This is a genomic window from Niallia sp. 03133 (genome assembly GCF_052663225.1).
The window spans coordinates 91,796-115,370 of the sequence record NZ_JBQTCY010000009.1; the positions used below are offsets into that span (position 1 = coordinate 91,796).

Below are 23,575 nucleotides of genomic sequence, written 5' to 3' on the forward strand. Positions count from 1 at the left end.
AACCATCAGTGGGGGATGAACAAAACCCCCACTGATGGAAGGTTCACTTTATACTACTTAAGCATTAAACAGCAAACCTAAACGGCCGCGGAAATCATCATTACCAATATATTAAATACATCTTTTAGAAACTATTCTATCATACCCGCTGTATTGCTTTAAGAAAATTCCGACTTTTATTAGTGAACAACTCTTTTTCAATATAATTACTCTTCTACTTTTAAAACAAGCTCCATATATATATAATAAAGATACTACTAGAAAGGATTTTAGATCAAAAGTGAACATTTTTAACAAGATTTTACTGCCATTTATCATTATATTCGCTTTTTTTATTCTTTGGATAAAAAGCGGTATTCAATTTTCTCTCAGTTTTCCCTTTATTCTATTATTAACTGTTCCCTTTTGGATTTATTATCGAGCGTATAGATGTAAACAATATCAAAATAACTTGAGAACTGGAAGAGAAGTATTAGTTAATATCTTTTTTCTTTACCTTCTGCTTGTTTTATATGTTACATTGAATCCATTTCATTTTTCTCCGCCTGGTAATAAAGGGCATATCAATATCGTCCCATACGTACAAATTCTTTATCAGTTTAAGTATAAGCCCCCATTCTTTTGGATGCTCTATACAATTGGGAATATTCTTATGTTTGTACCGTTCGGCTTTCTTTTTCCTGCCATTTATAAAAGACGGTTTAAAATGATCGTTACTATCATGGCTGCTGCTTTATGTTCTCTATCCATTGAATTAACACAATATTACTTTACAATGGATCGTGCAGCAGATATTGATGACCTGATTTTAAATATTTTAGGAGCTATTTGTGGCTACCTTTTCTTCAGTTTAACAAAAAAAATAACCTATAAAAGCAAAATAAGCATCTTCTATTTTACAAAGTGAAAAGAAAAGAGCCGACTTTGCAAGTTATGGAGAATAAAATAACTTGTTGAAGTCGGCCTTTTTAATATAGATAAACAATGGAAATTTTATTCAAAAACCCTAATGCTACCACTTTTATATTTTTTACTCTTCGCCAATAATTCTCACTTCTGTTTCTAATTGCACATCGAATTTCTCTTTTACCGTTTTTTGAACATGACGGATCAAAGATAGATAGTCATTTGCTGTTGCCTTGTCAACATTAACAATAAACCCAGCATGTTTCGTTGATACTTGCGCACCGCCGATTTTCGCTCCCTGTAATCCGCTGTCTTGTATTAACTTTCCAGCAAAATAATTTGGCGGTCTTTTAAATACACTTCCGCATGAAGGATATTCCAAAGGCTGCTTGGATTCTCTTAAAAAAGTCAGTTCATCCATTTTTGCTTTTATTTCACTTTTATTGCCTTTCGTTAATTGGAACGTAGCTTCTAATACAATGAATCCGTTCCTTTGGATGCTGCTCGTTCTGTATCCTAATTCTAAATCATCTTTTGCGAGCAATATTACTTCACCAGCTTTTGTTAATACTTTTGCACTTTCCAAAACATCTGCAACCTCTCCGCCATAAGCACCTGCATTCATATACAATGCACCACCAATTGAACCTGGAATTCCGCAGGCAAACTCTAAACCGGTTAAAGAATGATCCAAAGCAAATCGAGATGTATCAATAATTGCAGCCCCGCATTGAGCAATAATTTTATCCCCTTTTAATGTAATATCAGTTAAACTTGTTAAATTAAAGACAACTCCTCTTATTCCACCATCTCTTATTAATACATTCGATCCGTTTCCTAATATAGTGATGGGAAGTTGTTGTTTTAATGCAAGTTGATAAGCATCCTGTATTTGCTGATACGTCGTTGGGAATAACAAAAGATCTGCTTTCCCGCCAATTTTTGTGTACGTATATTTATTTAATGGTTCATCTATTTTAACATTCTCTTCCGATAAAATTTGAATAAATTGATTTATCACTTTGTTTTTTTCCATCATCTCAACCTTTACCTTCTCTACATATTTCCTTCTATTGTATACCATTATTATAATGGCGAACGACAAATGTAATCAAATTTGTGTGAACTTTTTATATCTGTAACAAATATATGATTTCTAACTTTATTCATGCGTACATTGTTTTATTACCATTGAAAAAACTGAAAAAGACAAGAGCTTCATCGCTCCTGCCTCTTATTTAAAATTCTGCTTTGCCAATGCTAATTTAAATCCATCCAAATCCAATATATGACACCCGTAACTCTATCCATCGCTTTTTGTACCTTAGCTGATAGCAGCCACTCCCTCATATGAAATCGTGCGTTTGTCGACATCCTGAAAATGATTTGATTTTTAAGACATTGCCTATTCTCCTTCTCTCGTTTCCTTCAAAAAGGCAGCGATGCATTTTCCAATTAAACGAATAAATTCTTTCGCTTTATTATCATCTAAAAATTGTTCTGTAAGTACAGAAACATAAAACGTTTGATTTCCAAATTGCAGAATGGCACAGTCATGGTCAACTCCATCCAACTCGCCAGTTTTATTGGCAATTTGAATGGCACTTTCCTCCCTAAAATAAAAAGGAAGCTTGCTTTGAAGCTGCTGCTGCAATAATACAGAAAATAAAATTTCGCTTTTCTTGATCTCTTTTAAACATTTCAACATATCTAAAGGTGTTGTACTGTTTTCTATTCCTCGTCTTCTTGCTTGTTCATCCATCATTTTTCTATTTAATTTGGTTGCATGCATTCCGAGCTTTTTACATCGATCATTAATTCTATTTGCTCCTGCTCGATCTATGAGAAAATTGGCAGCCATATTATCAGAAGTTATTATCATTAGTGCTGCTAAATCTTTAATGGTTAAGGTACTAGAAGAAGATAACGCTTGAACAATTCCAGCTCCGCCTACTGGTTCTATATCGGCGATTTTTATTAAATGCTGTAAATTAATTTCCCCCTCTTTTGCTTGCTCATATAATTCTATTAATATAGGAAGCTTAATAAGGCTGGCACTTGGAAACAAATCACTGTTATTATATTCTATCTTTTTTTCCTGCCACTCCATGCTTATGCCAATGTGTCCATATTTTCCATAGAGTAAAACAAGTTCATTTATCTTTTTTTCAAGCGCCGAAAACTCCATCTTAATATCCGTTTTCTTTCGTATCATCTTTATATAAGTGGCATGCTACAAAATGATCCTCTCCTACTTCCTGCCATGCTGGTTTTTCTTTTGCACAAATGTCCATCGCTTTTGGACAGCGTGTTCGAAAAACACATCCACTTGGAGGATTTATTGGACTAGGCAATTCCCCCTTTAAAATGATCCTTTGTCTCTGATCCTCTAAATCTGGATCTGGTATCGGGATAGCGGAAAGCAGAGCTTCCGTATAAGGATGTAGTGGCTTCGCATATAATTCTCGACTTGTCGTTAGTTCCACTAAGTTTCCTAAATACATAACACCAATACGGTCGCTGATTTGTTTTACCATCGATAAATCATGCGCGATAAAAAGATAGGTCAACCCTTTCTCTTTTTGTAATTTTTTTAATAGATTCACAACTTGTGCTTGTACGGAAACATCCAGTGCAGAAATTGGTTCATCTGCGATGATAAATTCAGGATTTAGCGCCAATGCTCTTGCAATGCCAATACGCTGCCTTTGTCCGCCGCTAAATTCATGCGGGTAACGATTAGCATGTTCCTTATTTAAGCCGACACTTTCCAATAATTCATAAATCCTTTCATTTTGTTCTTTTTTATTTTTATAGAGTTGATGAACTTCCATTGGCTCTGCAATAATTTCTCTTACAGTGGATCGCGGGTTTAAGGACGCATAGGGATCTTGAAAAATCATTTGCATTTTTTGATAAAAGGAAAACTTTTCTTTTTCCCTTAATGTTTCCATCTTCTTGTTGTCATAATGAATGGTTCCTTTTGAACTTTTATACAAGCCGATAATGGTTCTTCCAAGAGTAGATTTACCGCATCCCGACTCTCCAACAATGCCAAAGGTTTCTCCCTTATTAATATGAAAGGAAACTTCATTAACTGCCTGCAGCTGAACGTTATGATCTAGTGTGAAATTTTTCGACAATTTTTCTACCTTTAATAAAACTTGTTGGCTCATCTTCAGTGCATCTCCCTTACTCCCAATATCTTCTTACAGCGCAAAGCTCTTTTTCATATAGCGTTCCCAACATCGGTTCAATTTTTATTGTTTCTCCCGTCTTTGGTGAATGCAAAAGTTTATTAGAGCCGTAATAAATACCGACATGATGAATCTTTCCTTTTCCTTCCTCATGAGCAAAAAACAATAAATCTCCAGGTTCCATTTGATCTAATGGGATTTCTTTTCCAGTATCAGCTTGCTCATGAGCATCCCTAGGAATACTATATCCGTTTGCTTTGCACATCGTATAACTAAATCCAGAACAGTCATATCCATAGGCACTCATGCCGCCCCATAGATATTCTAGATGAAGAAACTTTTCTCCTTCCTCTACAATTCTAGCTCCATTTCCCTTTAATCGCTTGCTGCTAGAATCAAAAATACAAATATCTGATGTTTTTATCCACCTTTCACCAGATGAAGTCTGAACAATCGTCCACTCTTCTTTTTGACGGCAAACAGGCAATGTTGTTTGATAGGAGACTTCCATTACAGCATGGAGCTCGTTATCGAACAATTTGGCGATCGGAATAGATACAACTGCTATCTTTTTGCCCGCGAATGTATAGCTGCTATTTTGCTTTAGCTGAGTTAGTGGAATCCAGCCAGGATACCCTGTTTTATTCTTGGATGTCGTTTGTTTTGGAACAAGAACTTTCGCCCATCCAGCTTTTATTTCCTGCACCAACACTTCCTGGCCAAACAGCACTTGCGACTGTACTAAATTTTTTGTGCATAATTCCAATCTTCTATCGTAATCCAACCTCTCTATCCACTCAGAAAGAACACATGGATTTTGCAATGCAGGATTATCTATTACTCTAGCAGAATCATCAGAAGTCCACAGCGTAGCAACAGGCACATCGACAATATAAACAGTGTCCTTACTCATACAATGCGCTTCCTTTCTTCTAATAAAATCCGATTGATTCCTAATCCGCTTCCTTGAGATAAAGTAATCACTTTTCCGTCATACTTTATACCGCCATCAACAATATCATGGGCAAGCATTAATGGAGCATCAAAATCATAACGAGTGATATTTTTTTTGCTTGCTGCAAAATGTGCAGCTGCCGTTATGCCCAGCTTTGTCTCAATCATACTCCCTACCATACATTCCATTCCTGAAACCTCAGCAAGATGATTAATAATTTGAGCTTGATAAATACCGCCTGACTTCATTAATTTTATATTAATCATATCGGCGCTTCTTGTCTTCAGCACCTCAAAAGCCTGTTTAGGGGTGAATACTGCTTCATCTGCCATAATAAACGTATCGACAGCATCTGTTACTTTTTTTAAGCCATCAATATCATATGCTTTTACCGGCTGCTCTACCAATTCAATATTCAACCCTAAATCTTCCATCTTCCGAATGGCAGTTATCGCTTCTTTCGGCTTCCATCCTTGATTGGCATCCAGTCTTATTTTTATCTCGCTGCCTATCCTTCTTCTTATTTCTCTAATACGATCAACATCCGTATTGATTTCATCTTTCCCCACTTTTACTTTCAGCACATTAAATCCTTGTTTCACATAGGAAACAGCATCTTCTCCCATTTCTTCTGGTCCATTCACACTAACAGTAAAATCCGTTTCAATTTTGTCCTTATGCCCTCCTAATAGCTGATATAAGGGCATATTGCAATATTGAGCAAAACAATCATACAAAGCCATATCAATTGCCGCTTTTGCACTCGAATTGCCAATAAGGATTGTTTGAATTCCTTGCAGCAATGACTCTAAACTCAATATGTTTTTTGTTAATAAATATGGTTTAAACACTTGCTGAATAGCAGATTCAATACTATTTAAGCTCTCTCCTGTAATAACAATTGTCGGCGGAGCCTCACCCCAGCCTATCACCCCATTATCACAGCTGATTTTCACTAAAATAGAATCTGCTACTGTAACGGTTCTTAGTGCCGTCTTAAATGGTTTGATTAACGGAACTGCAACACGGAATGTCTCTACTTTTGTTATGATCAATATGTATCATCCTTAGTTTCAATTATTAACCTGTTCTTAGTACAAATCCGATTTGATCTTTTTTTAATAGTTCAATTGGCAGTCAGTCTCCATTTAAATATAAACTTGAGACAACCTTACCATAATGATCCAATTAGAGTAAAAAAGAACAGGGATGGAAGATTCCCCTTATTGAACGCCCGCTTCTATTGTTAATTTTTTTGCACTAGTATCTAATTCAGCATACGCACCTAATGGAACAGCAATGCTTGGTGAGCAATGGCCGATTTTAAATCCTTTTAGTGCTGGTTTTCCTGTTCTTGTTATATACGTATCTATTACATCCTCAAGCGATAAAGAATGCTCTCTTTTCGGCTCGCAATCATGAAAATCGCCAACAATAAAACCTTCAGCATCATGCAGCTTTCCTGCGAGCTGAAGCTGATTTAACATTCGATCAACTGCTCTTGGCTCTTCATGTACATCTTCTATTAATAGAATTTTTGATTTTGTATCTATTTCAAAGGAGGTTCCTAATGTACTGGTAATCAGCGATAAATTTCCACCGACAATCAAGCCAGCCGCTCTTCCTACCACAAGTGCTTTCAGTGGAGAATATTCTTCTGTATAGATGATATTCGTTGGTTCAAATAATTGTTGAAACATGTGTTTCGTTAAAGGATGACATTCTGGCATTCCTATATCGGAAGACAACATCGGTCCATGGAAGGTAGTTAAACCTGTTTGTTTAAAAATGGCATGATGCAAGTACGTAATATCACTATAGCCCCAAAAGACTTTTGGATTTGCTTCTATAATAGAATAGTCTATTCCCTCAGCAATGCGAGCTGTTCCATATCCTCCACACGCACAAATAATTCCTTTTATGTCCTTATCTGCAAATGCCCAATGAAAGTCATCCAGCCTTTGTTGATCACTGCCTGCTAAATAGCCATAATGACGAAAAAGATTATTCCCAAAATTCACTTTTAAGCCTATATTTTCTAAAAAGGCAATTCCCTTTTCAACGTTTGTTTTATTAGGAGGGCTTGCTGGAGCAATAACGGCTACTGTATCCCCTTTTTGTAATCTGATTGGCTTCAATTCTTTCACCTCCATTACTTACGGCTATTGCAATATTTACAGTCCATTCTTTTTGCTAAAAACTACCATGATATTATTTAGGAGGCTGTCTTTTCACAACATGATGAAAGTCAGCCCCCATTTGCCAATTACTTCTTGTCAGCCCATTTTAATTCTAAATATCCAACAGGGTGGCGGACAATTCCCGATACATCTTCATTTTGCAAGTATACATAGTTATAAAAATAGATAGGGAAGATCGGTGCCTCATCCAGCAGCAGTTTTTCAGCCTCATACATAAGGTCAAAACGTTTTGCTTCATTTGATTCATTTTTCGCTTCTTTTATTAATTGATCATACTTTTTGTTAGACCAGCCAGTTCTATTCATCGCTAAACCTGTTTGGAAATTTTCAAGGTAATTAATCGGATCCCCGTAATCAGCTAAGAAAGAACTTCTTGATAACTGCAGCTTTAATGCTGTTTGGTCTTGAACAAATACATTGGCTTCCATATTGGCAAGCTTTACATCTACTCCTAAATTATCTTTAAACATCTGTTGAAGCGCTTCTGCAATTGCTTTATGTGTATCACTTGTACTATAGGTTAATGTCACTTCAGGAAGTTTACTGTATCCCTCTTCTTTCATCCCTTGTGCCAATAATTTCTTCGCTTCTTCTACATTTGTTTTCAATAAGTCGCCGCTTGTTTCACGGAAATCTTTGCCGTTTGCATCTTTAAATCCATAAGAAACAAAACCATATGCTGGCTTCTCTTTGCTTTTTGTCACAAAATCAACGATCTGCTGTTGATCTACAGCCATTGCAAATGCTTTACGAATATTTTTATTTTGAAAAGGCTCTTTCGTTACATTAAAACGATAAAAATAAGTTCCAGCTTGATCTTCTACTTTCACTTTTCCATCCTTAAACAGCTGTTCACTTAAATCTGCCGGAACATCAGAAGTATCTAACTCTCCATTTTGGAACATTTGATATTCTGTATTGGTATCATTGATCATTGCCCAGTGAACTTTATCCAATTTCACTGTATCTGCATCCCAATACTTTTTATTTTTTGTCATTTCAAAATAATTGTCATGCTCCCATGCAGTTAAATTAAATGGTCCATTGCCTACAAAGCTGTCTGCTTCTGCAAACCATTTTGGATTCTCTTTCGCAACTTTTTCATTTATTGGAAAAAATGCCGGATTAGAAATAACATTTAAAAAGAATGCCTGCGGGCTTGTTAGCGTTACTTCCAATGTTTTATCATCCACTGCTTTCACTTTCACGTCATCAGCAGAACCTTTTCCATTGGCATAATCTTCTGCTCCTTCAATGAAATATCCAAGGAAAGAAGCAGGTGAAGCCGTTTCCGGATTTAAAAGCCTTTTCCATGCAAACACAAAATCGCCTGCTGTTACATCATCTCCATTCGACCATTTCGCATTATCACGAATATGAAATGTATACACTTTTCCATCCTGTGATACATCCCACTTTTCAGCAGTGGCAGCAACTGGCTCATTGTTTTTATCCAGCCTTACTAATCCTTCCATTAAATTGTTTAATGCGCTCCATGATACACTGTCAAATCCAATTGGCGGATCAAAAGATGTTGGCTCTACCTGATTGTTTAAATAAAGCACTTTTTCACTTTCTTTCTTTTTCTTTTCGGTGCCTGCATCACTGTTTGCTGTACATGCTGCAAGTGTAAAAATCAGCATAATTGCTAGTATACTGCTCCATACTTTTTTCATTGTTTTCCCCCTAAAATTGAAATAGTTTACTATATCTATTAATTGCTTTCTCTAAATTAATTTAGAAAGAAGCAAATAGATGACAAAATCCCCATGCTATATTCGACAGTCCTTATCTAGCCATCAATTTTTGAGCACGCTCATCCTGAAGCCAGCAGTCTACTTCATGTTCACTCTTTATAAAAGTCTTCATCGGATATATCCTTTGGCAAACCTCCATTGCAAAATCACATCGAGGAGCAAACGGACAGCCTGCAGGAGGAGAAAATAAATCCGGCGGTGTGCCGTCAATTGGCAGCAACTCTCCTTCCTTATCCAAACGAGGCACAGAACGCAACAAACCTTTTGTGTAAGGGTGCTGCGGATGATAAAAAATATCCCTTCGATCTCCGATTTCAACCATTTTTCCAGCATACATAACAGCCACCCTATCCGCTACTTGAGCGACAACACCTAAATCATGTGTAATGAGAATAATAGAGACTTGCGTTTTCTGTTGAATTTCTCTAAATAAATCTATTATTTGAGCTTGTATGGTAACATCAAGAGCGGTAGTCGGTTCATCTGCAATCAGAACTTCCGGCTCGCAAATCAACGCCATGGCGATAACAATTCTTTGTCTCATCCCGCCGCTAAACTGATGAGGATATTGCTTTAACCTCATCTCCGCATTTGGAATGCCTACTAATTGGAGCATCTTAAGAGCCTTCTCTTTTGATTCGTTTTTCGATATCCCTTTATGCTGTCTAATTCCTTCCATAATTTGCTCTCCAATTGTTATGCTAGGATTAAGTGCCGTCATGGGATCTTGAAAGATCATCGAGATATCCACCCCTCGGATTTTTTGCATCTCTTTCTCTTTTAGCTTCGTCAAATCTTTGTTTTTAAACAAAATAGAACCGTCTTTTATCTGCCCAGGAGGATTTGGAATTAAGCGCATAATGCTCTGTGAGGTAACGCTTTTCCCACAGCCTGATTCTCCTACAATTGCCAGTGTTTCGCCTTTTTTCAGAACAAAAGTTACACCTCTTACCGCTTTCACTTCTCCCCCATATGTTGAAAAAGATACATGAAGATTATTCACTTCTAATATGTTCGTCATATGCTACCTCCTTAACTTTGGATCAAGGGCATCTTGTAAACCGTCCCCTAAAACGTTAAATGCAAACATAGTCAAAGAGATAAAGAGAGTTGGAAAAAATAATCTCCACCAATGACCAGACAATACAGCAGACAATCCTTCTTCTGCCATTACACCCCAACTTGTTAAGGGAGCCTGAATTCCTAATCCTAAAAAACTTAAAAAAGCTTCCGCAAATATGGCAGTTGGAATCGTTAAGGTCATTTGCACAATAATCGGGCCCATCGTATTCGGCAAAAGATGCTTTTTTAATATTCTGGATGTTTTTGTTCCAAACGTTTTAGAAGCTAATATAAATTCATAGTTTTTTATTTGCAGTACTTGCCCTCTCACAATTCTTGCCATGCCAACCCAGCCTGTTATAGATAGGGCAATAATAATAGTAGAAAGTCCAGGTCCTATTACCACCATAATTAAAATGACAATTAATAAATAGGGCAATCCATATAAAACTTCGACAACTCTCATCATATAATGATCGATTTTTCCACCTTTATATCCCGAAAGTCCTCCATATAAAACACCGATAACAAAATCAATCAACGCAGCAACCGTCCCTACAAAAAGGGAAATACGCGCTCCATACCATGTTCTAGAAAAAACATCTCGACCTAAATTATCCGTGCCAAACCAGTACTTTGAAGAAGGAGGAAGATTTTGATTCATCAGCTTTTGTTCACTAATAGTGTGAAGAGAAATAATTGGACCAATTATAGCCATGATAATTAAACCTATTAAAAAAACCAGCCCGCTCATTGCTAATTTATTCTTTACTAATCTTCTCCACGCATCATGCCAATAAGAAAGACTAGGTCGAACAACCGCTTCTGCCTCCCCTTCTTTTTTTTGCAATGGCACAAACCATTCATCTAAAGCACTGTCATGCTGTGAGTTTTCAACGAAGCGTTCCTTACGCAAGCCCATCTTTATTCCCCCTCCTTCTTATGCAGCTTTATTCTTGGATCCAATAGCCCATATGCAACATCGACTAGAAACAGCATCACGATTAAAATCGCACTATAAAAAATAGTCGTGCCCATTATCACCGGATAGTCCCGGTTATTAATGCTGTCTACAAAATATTTTCCCATTCCAGGTATGGCAAATATTTTTTCTATGACAAATGTGCCTGTCAATATGCTGGCAGCAAGTGCCCCGAGCAAGGTGATGACTGGAAGAAGTGCATTTCGAAGTGCATGCTTAAAAATAATTTTTACTGGCGTCAACCCCTTGGCTTTTGCTGTTTTTATGTAATCTTGTGTTAACACTTCCAGCATGCTTGTCCTTGTTAACCTTGCGATGATGGCTGTTGGTCCTGTTGCCAATGCGACAGTAGGCATCACCATATGCTTCCAGCTTGTCCATGTCGCAGTGGGGAGTATTTGCCAATTCACAGCAAATTGCTGTATTAACATGGTTGCCAACACAAAATTCGGAATAGAAATACCAATTACCGCAAAGGTCATCGCTAGATAATCAATGAATCCGTTATGCTTTAATGCTGCAATGACTCCTAGCGTTATCCCAGAAATCACGGCGACAATAAGAGCGATTACTCCAAGCTCTAATGAAACGGGAAAACCTCTTCCAATCATTTCATTAACGGTTTGGGACGATTTTTTTATCGATATGCCAAAGTCAAATGTTGCAATTTTCTTTAAATAAATGCCATATTGAACAATTAACGGCTGATCCAAGTGGTAATAGGTCTCTAAGTTTTTTTGAATGGTGCTATTTGTACTTCGCTCTTCATTAAAGGGAGATCCAGGAGTAAGATGCATCAGGAAAAAAGTTGCCGTTATAATAATCCATAATGTAACAATCATCGAAAAAAATCTTTTTAAATAGTAGGACCTCATGATGTACCACTCCTAACAAAATGTTGTGTGCATTGCTAATTCAGTCATGACGAGCATCGCCTGATATGCTTCCAGGATATCTTTTGCTTGAAATCGAACAATAGTAGTTCCTGGCTCTATTTCTGTTCCAGGCATTAAGTTAGCCCATTCGGCCTGACCGTAATTGGCAAACTCAATTCGCAAAAGCGGGGTTGCAGGTGGAGTCAGCGGCTGAACAAAAGCTTTTCTTTCTAATGCAAGCTTCGTTTTCTCCTTTAACAGCTCGCCCGCCATTTTTGGCGTTAAGGAAAGGGCAGCTGATCGGGATATGCTTTCTTTTACTACCGCTGTTGTAATATTAGGAATAAGCTCCTCTGCTTCTTTAGCTGCTTGGTCATCGCCTGCCACCATTAGAACGGGGACCCCGAAATATCCAGCAACATATGCATTAAATCCCAATTCTCCAACAATGACATCATTTATGTACATATGTCGAACACCGTAAATCATGCTATGTGTCATAACACCAGGAGTAGATGCACGTGCATGATAGCCAACAAAAATGGCACCATCAAAAGATTCATTTAAGCCTTGAACCATGGAATACGGCTTTACATCACCTGTGATTAATTTTGTTTTCGGATGCAATCTTTCAATCAGTAAATTGTTCATTTTACTATGACTATCGTTTACTACTACTTCTTCCAGTCCATTTTCAAAAGCACTAGTTACCACGCAATTTGCTTCATCTGTCATAATTATTCGACTGCGATCATAATTTAGTTTTCCTGAATCTACTTGAGTGTGGTCTATTAAACCTGTAATCCCTTCCATATCAACAGACATATACAATTTTTTCAATTTATTAACCTCCTATATTTTAGTAATTACTAGTATTATACACCTAGATTGAAAATTCTGTTTTTTAGCAAAGTAACGATACATTTCTAGATAAAGTGAACCTTTCCATCAGTGGGGGATTTTCTTCATCCCCCCTAATGGAAAGCTTGAGGTCCACAGGATGGGGATCAAACAAACGTTGCCACAGGAAGTGGAGACCTTCGTTTGTGTACCTCCCTCGGGTGAGTTTCAACACCTAGCTTCCTCCATTCCTCAACGTCCCCGAGGTGGGGGTCTTGCTGCCCGTTAAGAGTGGGATAAATAAAAAAATCCAGTTGATAGAGAAGTATGTTCTCTATCAACTGGATTTCCTCTGCGCTTAACAGAAAAAGCAGTTTTTTATTTTATAATTGTTTATATTTTAAATAGGCATTTTTAAAAGCAACCATTACTGCTTTTTGAGACGACCCAAAATAGCGTGATTCAATTTCTTTTAAAATGAAGTCGGTATCAAAGATCGAGTTCCCAATTAAGATTGATTTAATAAAAGCTGACGTTAAATCAATGGTAGAGGAACACTCTGCATCTATTATCTTATGTGTCTGTTTATCAATAATAAGGGCAATAAAAAAGCCATTATATTGCTGCATAATAGCATTATTGGAAGATGTTTTACTCTCGCCAATAATATATACAGTATTAGGATTATACATAAACGTCCTCCTGCTGCACATGGATATTATATGAGGTATTTATGGGGTTAACATAAATATTCAATATAATGCATATGCCTTATGGAAATTGTAATACAGGCTTGTGCTTTTCGCAATCATTTTTTGTCTATTTTCAAAATATTTCAACTATATTTGTCAGATAACCTAACATCCCATATAACCTGCTAAAATGCTAGAGAATATATTGGATAGTTGTGAATTTTTTCATTTCATTTTCTTCTGCCATATGTACTTGGTTTCGTCCATTATTTTTTGAAGCATACAGAGCCCGATCCGCTTTTTCAATCAGTTCATCCAACGTTTCCAATATATTAGAAGAAGTGATGGAAGAAATGCCGAAACTTGCTGTAATCTTAAGTTTTATCCCATCAGAGTCCAATACTCTGCTTTCAATTTCTTTTCTTAAGTTATTGGCAAATATACCTGCTGTTTGCAAAGTACACTCAGGTAAGCACATCACAAATTCTTCACCGCCATAACGACCGAAAATACCTTTATTCCCAAGAAGCTCTTTTCCTATTGATACAACATGCTGTATTGCTTTGTCTCTACATGCATGCCCGTATTGATCATTAATATGTTTAAAAAAATCAATATCAAATAATACAAAAGAAACGGACTGCTGATACTCTAATGCATGTACAACCAATTCTTGGGCTTTTTCATAAAAATAGGTGCGATTATATATATTGGTCAATCCATCTGTATAAGCAAGCTGCTGTAATTGTTTTTGCAATTGCTTATGCTCTGTAATATCTATTAAAACGATGATGCTTCCAACAATCTCACCAGTACGCTTGCTGACTGGGGAAACTTTTACTTGAAAATAGTTCAGCTCGCTACTTTTCCTACATTTAATTTCCGCTACGATAGGAGTATGCTTCAACTGTTTTAGCGAATCCAGTATTTTTGCATCCATCGCTTCTATTTCCTGTATCTCTTGACCTATGGCTAGAGAAGGAAATAGTTCAATTGCTAATGAGTTATATTCCACTACTTGTCTCGACATATCCAGTACAATAACGCCATCCCGCATACTTTCAAAGATATAATCTTTTGCTATCGGGTTAACGACGAGCCAATGTGTCGAAATAATGGCCCATAAATACATGCTGGAAGTTAAAAACATAACCACCGGAACAGGGTCGATTCCTTTTGGCGTTAATTCAATTAAATAAGAAAAGGAAGCAGTTACAGGCAATATAATCCCTACTATTAATGTCAATATTTGCTTCCAATGCTTTGATTTTGTTTTTATCCAATACCAGATTAGAAGCAGTGCTCCTATGAAAAGTGTTCCAAACGTATAACTTCCGTGGACAATATACCACTGTCCAACTGTTATATTTAGGAGCGCGGTTCCTTTCTCATAAGTGAGATCCGTTGCTTTATAAAAAAGATGATGGTAATCATTTGTGGCTATCAATATAAAAGAAATAGATGGAATAAGATAAAATAACACATATGTCTTCCTATTAACAAGTGTCTCCAATCCAATATACTGCAGCACAAGAATTAAGGTTGCCGGTGCTGAAAAGGGCATACCAATATACTGAAACACAACCCAAAACATCACTCCACTCATGGTTGTACTCGTTAATTCTAAAGCATGGCCAAAGGAATAGATGGCAGAAAAAGCAGAAAGCCAGACAAAAGTTTTTGTACCTACAAAAACTTTTCTATTTTGATAGGCAATAATCCCTAAAATCACTTGAAAAACACCTGTTACGGACATAACAACAATATAAGTCATAATCACTTGATCCATTATTAAGCCTCAATTCACCATAAAAGTACACTGCCAAGAACAAAAGCGCAAGCGCCTTGATCATCGCCGTACAAACTGGAAAGGCTTCGACTGAGATAAGACGAACCTTCTATCAGGGCGATTTCCCCCTGATGGTTAGTTGAGTCGATCAGGTTTTTACGGGCAGTTTTTTCACCTACTTCACAATTCTTAGGCGATACCTTACTGCCCGTTATAACGTGATAAAGGAAACACGATGAGAGATAGCGAATCGATGTTGACTTATCGTAGGGAGATGACCTGAAGTTTGATAGGCGATAGGCGCTGGAGCTGGACGCGGACCAAACTGCTAAGTTATCCACAACTCTATCTCGTTTATAATTTCCTAGACAATAAGAAAAGCGCAAGCGCCTTGCTCATTGCCGTACGAACTGGCAGGGCTTCGACTGAGATAAGACGAACCTTCTATCAGGGCGATTTCCACCTGATGGTTAGTTGAGTCGATCAGGTTTTTACGGGCAGTTTTTTCACCTACTTCACAATTCTTAGGCGATACCTTACTGCCCGTTATAACGTGATAAAGGAAACACGATGAGCGCAAGCGTAGATGTTGACTTATCGTAGGGAGAAGACCTGAAGTTCGATAGGCAATAGGCGCTGGCCGATTAAGTACGCAAAAGAGGAAAATCGACTAAATACGCAACGTCCTGTTGCAACGTCGATTGACCCGCATCCTGCGAGCCTGTTGCAACATCGGCACTAGTACATCCTGTACGTCGGAGCTAGACAGTTATCTGACTTCAGAAAACTTATACTTTCTTATTTCTTAAAAAAAACTACCTCTTAATCTTATTATAATGGCGGGCAATCAGCCTTGCTAGCAAAATTAATTCCTCCTGAAAAGGATTAGCTGCCTCCCTTTTGTGGAATAAAAAAAGAAGCATCACCCAGGCAGTCGGGAAACTCATTACCAAAACACTTGCTTTAGCTCCTACCAAGGCTTCACGCATCGAAATACAATTGTTTTTGAATAGCCTGCAGCTGCTTTATTTACCAAGATCTAATTTATCCCACACTTAACGGGCAGTAAAACCCCCACCTCGGGGATGCTGAGAAATCGAGGAAGCTAGGTGGGGGATAACCGCCCGTAAAGATCCGATAAGTTCAACTAACCATCAGTGGGGGATGAACAAAACCCCCACTGATGGAAGGTTCACTTTATAAAAATGATAAAACCTACAGAAAGAGGAGATAATAGTGAAACGTTTTTTTCTGCATCTAATTGCCTTTTTCATTATGATCGGAATCAATGCATTAGCCAATATCATTCCCCTTAACGGACAGACGACAGATGAAATATCCAATAAAGTAATTGTGCTGATTACCCCTGCCCCATACGCCTTTATGATTTGGGGACTTATTTATACGGCTGTAGCCATATGGCTAGTAAGAGAAATCCAAATAACTAAACGAAACTCTTCCGTTTATACCCAAACATCTTTTTTATTTATACTAAGCTGTTTATTGAATGCCTGCTGGATTATTGTTTGGCATTATGAATATATGGCATTATCTGTTGTTACAATGATTTTATTACTGATTACCTTGATCCTTTTATATAAAAAAATCAAATTTTACTCTAGCAGCTTTTCCGCTTATTTTCCTTTTTCCATCTATTTAGGATGGATAAGTGTAGCATCCATCCTAAATATCAGCTACTACGTAAAGTATAAAGAATGGGATGTTTTTTCTCTTTCTGATACAACATGGACGGTTACTTTATTAGGTGTAGCATCAGGTGTCGGCATCCTTTTCCGAATAAAAGAAAAAGATTGGCTTTACCCTCTCGTATTAATTTGGGCTTTTATTGCCATCGGAGTCAAAAATTCAGTCAGTTTTCCTTCCATCTCCTATTGTTGCTATGCATTAGCCGCAGTTTTATTTATCTTTAATTTTTATCCACAATCGCGGAAAAAAAGATATAAATACTATTAACTGGTATCTACAAAAAGGATGATAATCCGATTGCTTATGCAACACATTATCATCCTTTTATTTTCAGTATATTTCTTTCATCAATACCTTGGCGATTTTCCCTGCAGTTTCTTCTCCATTGGCAATACACGCAGCTATTCCTACACCATAATAAGAGCATCCTGCCAATAATACATCGGGATAAAGAGTTGCTAATTTGGTTGTTAAGCTGTCAATTGCTTCTTTATGCTGCAAGGAATAAACAGGCATTAAGTTATTCCATTTTGTAATCTCATAGCTTGTTGGCTTCACATTAATGCCAAGGCTTTTTTCAATATCTTTCATTGCTGTGTTGACTAGTTCATTTTCTGTCAATCCATTAAGATATTCATAAGCCGGATTAGATTTTTTATAAAAAATCCGTAAAAGCAACTGGTTGTTGGTGGATGTATGCTCCCATTTTCTGCTTGTCCACGTACATGCATTACAAATTAATTCACTATCCTCAGCAACAATGAATCCAGTCCCATCTTTAGGAAGAGCTTCATCTGGGACATCATATGCTAAATACATTGTAATATTCGATGAATTTTGCAATTTATTAAAATCAAGATTCAGCTCATCGCTGGCCAACAAGCGCTGTGACACATCATGGGGAGTTGTTAAAATAACAGAATCAGCTTCTATATCAGCGTGATTAGAAAAAGAAAGGGTATATGTTTGATTGTTCTTGTTTATTTTAGTTGTTTGTATTCCTTTTATAATTGTTGCGTCTGTTAACACTTCTTCTAAACGATTGATAATCGATGACAGACCATTTTTAAAAGAAATAAATTTTTTATTGGCTGCCGATTGAAATGTGCTTTTATTCTTCGCCAACCCTTGAATGATACTTCCATATTCTTCTTTATAATCCAATAGATAGGGAAGCGTCGATGCCATTGATAATGTCTCCAAACTGCCCGAATAAACGCCTGCCAATACTGGAGCAATTTGTTTTTCGACTAGTTCTTTTCCCAAAAAACACTCTAAAAATTCACCAATAGACGTTTCTTTCGTAAAACTCTTATTTCTTTTAAATAAATCTTTTAATGCTTCCAGCTTCCCCTTTGCAGATACAAGTTCACTAGAAAAAAGGGAATCTAAGCTCATCGGAATGCCAAAAATAGAGTCCTTCGGTATTTCTAATAGCTTATCTTTCGTATGAATATAGGAAATTCCTGTCGCATTATAAACAAGCTCGTCTTCTAGTTGAAGCTCTTTTACAAACGGCAGTACATTTTTATTTCTGGCTACAATAGAGTCTGCCCCTGTTTCCATGATAAATCCATCTTTTTCAATGGAATGAATTTTTCCGCCCAATGCTTCTTTTTCTTCTACTAATAAAAGTTTCACATCTAAATTATTTGCTCTTTTTATCTTCTGCAAATAATACATCGTAGATAATCCCGTTATTCCTCCACCTACAACTACAATTGTCTTCACTTGATCCACCTCATAATTCCATTAATTTATCCCACTCTTAACGGGCAGTAGGACCCCCACCTAAAGATGCTAAGAAATCAAGGAAGCTAGGTGGGGGATAACTGCCCGTAAAGGTCCGATAAGTTCAACTAACCATCAGCGGGGATAAAGAAGATCTCCACTGATGGAAGGTTCACTTTATAGGGTCATTATCCCATTTATTATAAGGATTAACAGCTAGTTTTTTGTGTCTATTTGTTCACAAATTAACTCCTTAATTAATTCGTTCCCATAGCTTATACATACTCTCACTTTTTTGGCAACTGTAATTAGTATAACCTATTGATGTGTATGGACAAAATGACAGCGCTATATATTTCTACTTTTGATATAATAAATCTTCAATTTATACAACTATCGCTTTACATAGATAAGAAAAGCGCTAGCGCCCTTGCTTATCGACGGAATAAGATGGACTGAATCGAGTGAGATAAAGGAAACACGAAGAGCGCAAGCGATTCGATGTTGACTTATCGTAGACGAGGTGAGGGAAGCGTTGAAGTCGATAGGGCGCTGGAGCTAGACACTAGTCTAACTTCAAAAATTTTATACTTTCTTATTTTCGAACAAATTATCCCCCTTCCTTTTTTCAGCCCGACGAACCAATTAAATATAAAAAAGGAAGCAGTACCTCCGTAAAGGAAGTACTGCTTCTTTTAGATTACTTGTGATCCAACTTCTTTGCTCAAAGCTACCCTGAGCATTTCTGCAAATATAGTATCCCAATCTTTCATTTTTGCCAATTGGATTCTTCTGTTTATCAATGCTTTATTGTCTAATTGCTTCTCTAGTTCTTCACAAGCTTGGATAAAAACGTGACTGTCATTATCATCTAATGGATTGTAAACTCCGGTCTCTTTATATAGATTGGTTGATGGGAGATGTACACCAACTACTGGTTTGCCTGCAGCCAAAAATTCAAATAGTTTGAGGGGAAAAATAGCTTTATTATAAAGAGATGCTTTATATGGCATGATGCCTATATCTACTTTATTCATATATAAAGGCACAAGATCCGGAGGAACACTCCCCGTCCATCGTACATTCTTTTCTGTTAATAATTGCTGGAAATCTTCACTTCCATTCGTTCCGTCAGGTCCAACGAATAAAAACAACCAGTCTTTTTTTTGTTGAGCCACTTTTTTAATTAAATCAAAATCCAGCTTTGGCTTAATTCCGCCAATATAGCCAAACACCGTGCCAGTCGCTAAATCAGGAAGAATGTCTTCCTCTTTATTATCTTGTATTTGAAAAGAATCAAATTCAACTCCGTTTTCATAGGTATACACCTTTTCCTTTTTGCTTTCCGAAATTCTTTCTTGCATTTTATTAAATAGGAAAAGAGAAGTACATGTTATATGTTCTGCTTGTTTTATTATTTTTTCTTCGCTTTGATAAATTAACTTTTCCCTTACAGAGGCTAAAAAGGATGGAGTTCCATTAATCGGATGGGACCATAAATCACTGCAGTCATAAATTATGTTATCCCATGGCAGCCGCTCAGATAGGGCAGCATAAGCAGGGTACGTATACCAAAGTATGAATTGATATTCATTCTTCTTCTCTTCTAAATATGCAATAAGGGAATCTAGTTTCTTTTTATAAAAAAAAGAAATAAAACGGCTGAAACGAAACAGTTTGCTTTCCCCTGCATCGGATATCGGCCATTGTGTAATGCCACTTTGCAGCTTCTCTGGAAAGATCTTATTTTTAGAAGCGGGGCATAGCCAAATAACCTCTTCTGTCTCTTGCTGTTTCAATAAAAACTCTGCAAGTCGATGCCTGCGATAACGAAGCAGGTCTCCTGTCCATTCTCCTGTTGCAACGATTACATGGATTTTTTTCATCTCTTTTCCCTTTTCTTCCTTTTATTTTTATCCCACTCTTAACGGGCAGTAAGATTCCCACTGATGGAAAGGTTCACTTTATAATCTTTTGCGGACAGCATGAAAAGCATAGTGGGAAAAACACCAAGTGGCTTTTATAAGGTTTAGATTTTCCACTTGACGGTAGACATACCATGTTTTTTGGGCTGCCCGCCATTTATTCCCCGATATTGATATATTACCAACTCTATATTCTGCCAACACTTCATTTATCCCATATGCTCTGTATCCCTTTTTTAAAATACTCAGCCATGTTGCCAAGTCTTGCCTTGTTCGAATATCGGGCATCTGGAAAGGACCTGTTTTCTTTTGATCTATCACAACCGTTAAACAGCCCACAATCGTGTTTTTTAACATATCTTGATACGTGACTTCCTTTGGTGCATACACTATTTTCCCTAAAAGTGCTGCTTCTTCGGACATATACTCATATGCTGTAAATGTAAAAGTATATTGATTCTGTTTCATAAATGCTATCTGTACTGCTAATTTATTGGGTTTCCATCTATCATCACTGTCTAAAAAAGCGACAAATCTTCCTTTTGCCTGCTGAAGCGCCTTATTCCTAGCAACAGCAGCTCCTCCGTTTTCCTTCTCATAAAATACTTGTATTCTTTTATCCTCTTTTTCCAACTCTTGCAGCAGCACTTGGCTTCCATCTGACGAACAGTCGTCAACAATAATCAATTCCCAATTTTTATACGTTTGTTGTAGCACCGAATGAATACTTTCTTGAATATATTTCCTGCTATTATAGGAAGGCATAATAATCGATACTAAATCATTTTCATACTTCATCTGAAGACACCTTCCTTTTTGAGGAATACGTTTTAGGATATCTTGTCTGCCCCCCAGGCCAAAGCACCCATATAAAACTGAAAGTGATTCCTATTAAAGCTCCTAATACACCTCTGTCTTTCGCCGATAATGTTCTGCTTTTTTCGATTAGTGAAACATCCTTCACTATAGAAGCTGGCACCATATCTATCTCACTATTTTGCAGCTCATATAAAAAACGCTGCTTGTCAACTGCTGTATCTGGGCTGACCTCCATTTTCCCTAAAGCAGTAATATTTTCTTGTATAATTGATTTTTTTTGGGAAAAATGTTCTTGATCTAATTTTAAAAAGGCTTGAATAACTTTTGTTAAGTTACCCAATGACTCTTCTTCATTCGATCCTGTATAAGTAAAATGAACGCTGTTATTGGCAGAAACAGCCACCACTAAAGACTTGTTTATCAATTCAAACCAATCTTTCTCTACATACTGATCATAAAAAGCTTTGTTCGTTACCATCTGTACAACTTGGTTCGCATTATTAAAGGAAGAATTATCATAGCTTCCCAACTCTATATCCGCTTCTGTTGTATAAGTTTGCTTTTCCTTTCCAAATGGCATTGCTGCTCCAATCAAACTGCACATAAAAATAATGATTATACATAACCATAATTTTTTCTTCATACGCTGAACTATTCTAACCATCATTTCTTTCATAAAAAAACATACTCCTTCACCCTTTTGTGTTTCCGCCTTTTTAATACAGCTATAGTGGAAAGCACAAATCCTAAAAATACCCAATGAAAATAAAGATTGCTCACAGAACTTGGGCTAATACTTGAGACAAGAAAAGCTATCTGAGCAGTAAAGCATGCTTCTAATAACATTCTGTATGCAGGACTATAGGCTACCTTATAGAGTTTATATAAAGATAGACAGATGTAGAAAATCATTCCAATATAGCCTAAAAAGATAAAGATTCCAAAATTCCCAATAATCTCTGCCAGCCAGTTATGCACTTGCCATATATCACCAGTTGGGTAGAATGGATATTTTTCTAAGTAATACGGTATATTCCCTGCCCCTACTCCTAATCCATATGAATCTAGCACATAATAAAAAGTGTTTTTTAATAAATTTATTCTTGCAAGATTAGAAGGCAATGGCTTTATTCCCTCATAACTTTCTGAAATCATTGTCCACTCTTCCATTTTGTTTATTACTATTGGTGCAGTAATTAACATACCGATAATACTGAAAATGACAAAAGAAAAGCCTATTGCTTTTTTGACCTTATGGTTTGACAGCAAAAAGAAGTAAACACAAATTCCAGCAATAATCGCCAATAAACTGGCACGTGATTCAGTTAAATAAATAACATAAACAGAAAGTATTCCGAGCAGCCATGAACCTCTTCTTATCCATACACTGCTGCTGTTTCTTGCCGCAGCCATATAAAAAAAGAACGATATGCTTAAAAAGGTTGCAAGGTCATTTTGATTAAAAAATACTGCTGTTGGATAGGCAAGCTTATATTCCGGTCCACCATAAAGGCTTGAACTTGGCAGCTGAATTTGCATATAGTGATTAATGAGTCCTAGCATCAACAAGACTACAGTCATGCCCATCCATATCACGTAAAAAATAAGCAGACGGGAAACTCTTGTAAAGATGATATTCGCTAAGTACACAAACATCATTCCGATTGTCAGCAGCAGCATATACTTGACTGCATCTATAATAGATTTTGCCCACAGAACGGAAATACAGCCATAGCAAAACCATATACATAAAAACAACCAGACTCCCTTTAAAGGCAGCTGCTGAAAATCTTTTACGAGACGTTTTTCCTTTATGCTATAAAAAAGATACAGCGCAGCTACTACCATCAGCATCAATCGATAAAAAAATAAGGTGAAAAAATTAATTTCGATACTAAAAACTGACTGATTGAGAAAGGTAGCAGCTACTAATACATACATCATTCCTCTTATTTGTTCCCCTGCTGCAAACTTTTCTTGTATCCAGGCAATAATGAATAAGGCTATCCATACTGCCGTAAAAACAAACAGCCACTTTATTTCCAGCTGTAAATAAGCAACAAGAAAATATGCCACCACGAACAGAAGAATGGATACACCAATTGTCTGGCGAACCAATCGATTACTTTCCATGTAT

Annotated in this window: 20 protein-coding genes; 2 read left to right on the forward strand and 18 right to left on the reverse strand. The window is 36.8% G+C overall.

The genetic code is table 11. The features are described from left to right. The first annotated feature begins 280 nt into the window (after positions 1-280). The gene (locus tag ACTYBU_RS13995) at positions 281-907 is read left to right on the forward strand and encodes a VanZ family protein (RefSeq protein WP_445490677.1); all 627 of its coding nucleotides are present in this window, start codon (positions 281-283) and stop codon (positions 905-907) included. 123 nt (positions 908-1,030) lie between these two features. Here ACTYBU_RS13995 and murB read toward each other — a convergent pair whose 3' ends face one another. The 13 genes from murB to ACTYBU_RS14060 form a co-directional block, all read right to left on the reverse strand. Next, positions 1,031-1,942, reverse strand: coding sequence for a UDP-N-acetylmuramate dehydrogenase (gene murB / locus ACTYBU_RS14000; RefSeq protein ID WP_445490679.1), 912 nt, complete (start codon positions 1,940-1,942; stop codon positions 1,031-1,033). Positions 1,943-2,311: 369 nt separating this feature from the next. After that, positions 2,312-3,121, reverse strand: coding sequence for a serine hydrolase (locus ACTYBU_RS14005; protein ID WP_445490680.1), 810 nt, complete (start codon positions 3,119-3,121; stop codon positions 2,312-2,314). Continuing rightward, positions 3,096-4,082, reverse strand: a complete 987-nt coding sequence (locus tag ACTYBU_RS14010; protein WP_445490682.1) for an ABC transporter ATP-binding protein — start codon at positions 4,080-4,082, stop codon at positions 3,096-3,098. Before ACTYBU_RS14010 ends, ACTYBU_RS14005 begins: the two co-directional genes overlap by 26 nt. A 16-nt stretch (positions 4,083-4,098) precedes the next feature. Continuing rightward, the gene (locus tag ACTYBU_RS14015) at positions 4,099-5,016 is read right to left on the reverse strand and encodes a C40 family peptidase (protein WP_445490683.1); all 918 of its coding nucleotides are present in this window, start codon (positions 5,014-5,016) and stop codon (positions 4,099-4,101) included. Continuing rightward, complete coding sequence (locus ACTYBU_RS14020) at positions 5,013-6,113, reverse strand: dipeptide epimerase (RefSeq protein WP_445490685.1); 1,101 nt, start codon at positions 6,111-6,113, stop codon at positions 5,013-5,015. Before ACTYBU_RS14020 ends, ACTYBU_RS14015 begins: the two co-directional genes overlap by 4 nt. 168 nt (positions 6,114-6,281) lie before the next feature. Next, a complete protein-coding gene (locus tag ACTYBU_RS14025) occupies positions 6,282-7,211 on the reverse strand; it encodes a S66 peptidase family protein (protein ID WP_445490686.1) in 930 nt (309 codons plus the stop codon). A 113-nt stretch (positions 7,212-7,324) separates the two neighbouring features. Then, positions 7,325-8,935 carry a peptide ABC transporter substrate-binding protein gene (locus ACTYBU_RS14030; RefSeq protein ID WP_445490687.1) on the reverse strand — a complete coding sequence of 537 codons (1,611 nt, stop codon included), beginning with the start codon at positions 8,933-8,935 and terminating at the stop codon, positions 7,325-7,327. Positions 8,936-9,047: 112 nt separating this feature from the next. Further along, the gene (locus ACTYBU_RS14035; RefSeq protein ID WP_445490689.1) at positions 9,048-10,037 is read right to left on the reverse strand and encodes an ABC transporter ATP-binding protein; all 990 of its coding nucleotides are present in this window, start codon (positions 10,035-10,037) and stop codon (positions 9,048-9,050) included. Positions 10,038-10,040: 3 nt separating this feature from the next. Further along, positions 10,041-11,000, reverse strand: coding sequence for an ABC transporter permease (locus ACTYBU_RS14040; RefSeq protein ID WP_445490691.1), 960 nt, complete (start codon positions 10,998-11,000; stop codon positions 10,041-10,043). 2 nt (positions 11,001-11,002) lie between these two features. Beyond that, positions 11,003-11,935 (reverse strand): ABC transporter permease, encoded by a 933-nt coding sequence (locus ACTYBU_RS14045; protein WP_445490693.1) that lies wholly within the window; start codon positions 11,933-11,935, stop codon positions 11,003-11,005. A 12-nt stretch (positions 11,936-11,947) separates the two neighbouring features. Next, positions 11,948-12,760 (reverse strand): M55 family metallopeptidase, encoded by an 813-nt coding sequence (locus ACTYBU_RS14050; RefSeq protein WP_445490872.1) that lies wholly within the window; start codon positions 12,758-12,760, stop codon positions 11,948-11,950. A 398-nt stretch (positions 12,761-13,158) separates the two neighbouring features. After that, positions 13,159-13,467 carry a DUF3870 domain-containing protein gene (locus ACTYBU_RS14055; RefSeq protein ID WP_445490695.1) on the reverse strand — a complete coding sequence of 103 codons (309 nt, stop codon included), beginning with the start codon at positions 13,465-13,467 and terminating at the stop codon, positions 13,159-13,161. 193 nt (positions 13,468-13,660) lie between these two features. Then, positions 13,661-15,256, reverse strand: a complete 1,596-nt coding sequence (locus ACTYBU_RS14060; RefSeq protein WP_445490697.1) for a histidine kinase N-terminal 7TM domain-containing diguanylate cyclase — start codon at positions 15,254-15,256, stop codon at positions 13,661-13,663. A gap of 1,236 nt (positions 15,257-16,492) precedes the next feature. Here ACTYBU_RS14060 and ACTYBU_RS14065 point away from each other — a divergent pair. Then, positions 16,493-17,230, forward strand: a complete 738-nt coding sequence (locus ACTYBU_RS14065; protein ID WP_445490699.1) for a tryptophan-rich sensory protein — start codon at positions 16,493-16,495, stop codon at positions 17,228-17,230. A gap of 63 nt (positions 17,231-17,293) precedes the next feature. Here ACTYBU_RS14065 and ACTYBU_RS14070 read toward each other — a convergent pair whose 3' ends face one another. The 5 genes from ACTYBU_RS14070 to tuaE form a co-directional block, all read right to left on the reverse strand. Then, positions 17,294-18,694, reverse strand: coding sequence for a protoporphyrinogen oxidase (locus ACTYBU_RS14070; RefSeq protein WP_445490700.1), 1,401 nt, complete (start codon positions 18,692-18,694; stop codon positions 17,294-17,296). Between the two features lie 695 nt (positions 18,695-19,389). Then, entirely contained in the window at positions 19,390-20,580 is a 1,191-nt protein-coding gene (tuaH, locus tag ACTYBU_RS14075) for a teichuronic acid biosynthesis protein TuaH (protein WP_445490701.1), read from the reverse strand. A gap of 78 nt (positions 20,581-20,658) precedes the next feature. After that, positions 20,659-21,417, reverse strand: coding sequence for a teichuronic acid biosynthesis protein TuaG (gene tuaG / locus ACTYBU_RS14080; protein WP_445490703.1), 759 nt, complete (start codon positions 21,415-21,417; stop codon positions 20,659-20,661). Continuing rightward, on the reverse strand, positions 21,407-22,081 hold the full coding sequence (locus ACTYBU_RS14085; protein WP_445490705.1) for a hypothetical protein: 675 nt from the start codon (positions 22,079-22,081) through the stop codon (positions 21,407-21,409). Before ACTYBU_RS14085 ends, tuaG begins: the two co-directional genes overlap by 11 nt. Positions 22,082-22,110: 29 nt before the next feature. Continuing rightward, the gene (gene tuaE / locus ACTYBU_RS14090) at positions 22,111-23,571 is read right to left on the reverse strand and encodes a teichuronic acid biosynthesis protein TuaE (RefSeq protein ID WP_445490706.1); all 1,461 of its coding nucleotides are present in this window, start codon (positions 23,569-23,571) and stop codon (positions 22,111-22,113) included. Between the last annotated feature and the right edge of the window lie 4 nt (positions 23,572-23,575).

What these genes read in the sequence shown, in the direction of transcription:
- ACTYBU_RS14010 (WP_445490682.1), bottom strand. Translation starts at nt 4,082, where the DNA reads ATGAGCCAACAAGTTTTATTAAAGGTAGAAAAATTGTCGAAAAATTTC.
- murB (WP_445490679.1), bottom strand. Translation starts at nt 1,942, where the DNA reads ATGGAAAAAAACAAAGTGATAAATCAATTTATTCAAATTTTATCGGAA.
- ACTYBU_RS14025 (WP_445490686.1), bottom strand. Translation starts at nt 7,211, where the DNA reads ATGGAGGTGAAAGAATTGAAGCCAATCAGATTACAAAAAGGGGATACA.
- tuaG (WP_445490703.1), bottom strand. Translation starts at nt 21,417, where the DNA reads ATGAAGTATGAAAATGATTTAGTATCGATTATTATGCCTTCCTATAAT.
- ACTYBU_RS14085 (WP_445490705.1), bottom strand. Translation starts at nt 22,081, where the DNA reads ATGAAGAAAAAATTATGGTTATGTATAATCATTATTTTTATGTGCAGT.
- ACTYBU_RS14005 (WP_445490680.1), bottom strand. Translation starts at nt 3,121, where the DNA reads ATGATACGAAAGAAAACGGATATTAAGATGGAGTTTTCGGCGCTTGAA.
- ACTYBU_RS14055 (WP_445490695.1), bottom strand. Translation starts at nt 13,467, where the DNA reads ATGTATAATCCTAATACTGTATATATTATTGGCGAGAGTAAAACATCT.
- ACTYBU_RS14045 (WP_445490693.1), bottom strand. Translation starts at nt 11,935, where the DNA reads ATGAGGTCCTACTATTTAAAAAGATTTTTTTCGATGATTGTTACATTA.
- tuaE (WP_445490706.1), bottom strand. Translation starts at nt 23,571, where the DNA reads ATGGAAAGTAATCGATTGGTTCGCCAGACAATTGGTGTATCCATTCTT.
- ACTYBU_RS14050 (WP_445490872.1), bottom strand. Translation starts at nt 12,760, where the DNA reads ATGTCTGTTGATATGGAAGGGATTACAGGTTTAATAGACCACACTCAA.
- tuaH (WP_445490701.1), bottom strand. Translation starts at nt 20,580, where the DNA reads ATGAAAAAAATCCATGTAATCGTTGCAACAGGAGAATGGACAGGAGAC.
- ACTYBU_RS14040 (WP_445490691.1), bottom strand. Translation starts at nt 11,000, where the DNA reads ATGGGCTTGCGTAAGGAACGCTTCGTTGAAAACTCACAGCATGACAGT.
- ACTYBU_RS14035 (WP_445490689.1), bottom strand. Translation starts at nt 10,037, where the DNA reads ATGACGAACATATTAGAAGTGAATAATCTTCATGTATCTTTTTCAACA.
- ACTYBU_RS14015 (WP_445490683.1), bottom strand. Translation starts at nt 5,016, where the DNA reads ATGAGTAAGGACACTGTTTATATTGTCGATGTGCCTGTTGCTACGCTG.
- ACTYBU_RS14030 (WP_445490687.1), bottom strand. Translation starts at nt 8,935, where the DNA reads ATGAAAAAAGTATGGAGCAGTATACTAGCAATTATGCTGATTTTTACA.
- ACTYBU_RS14060 (WP_445490697.1), bottom strand. Translation starts at nt 15,256, where the DNA reads ATGGATCAAGTGATTATGACTTATATTGTTGTTATGTCCGTAACAGGT.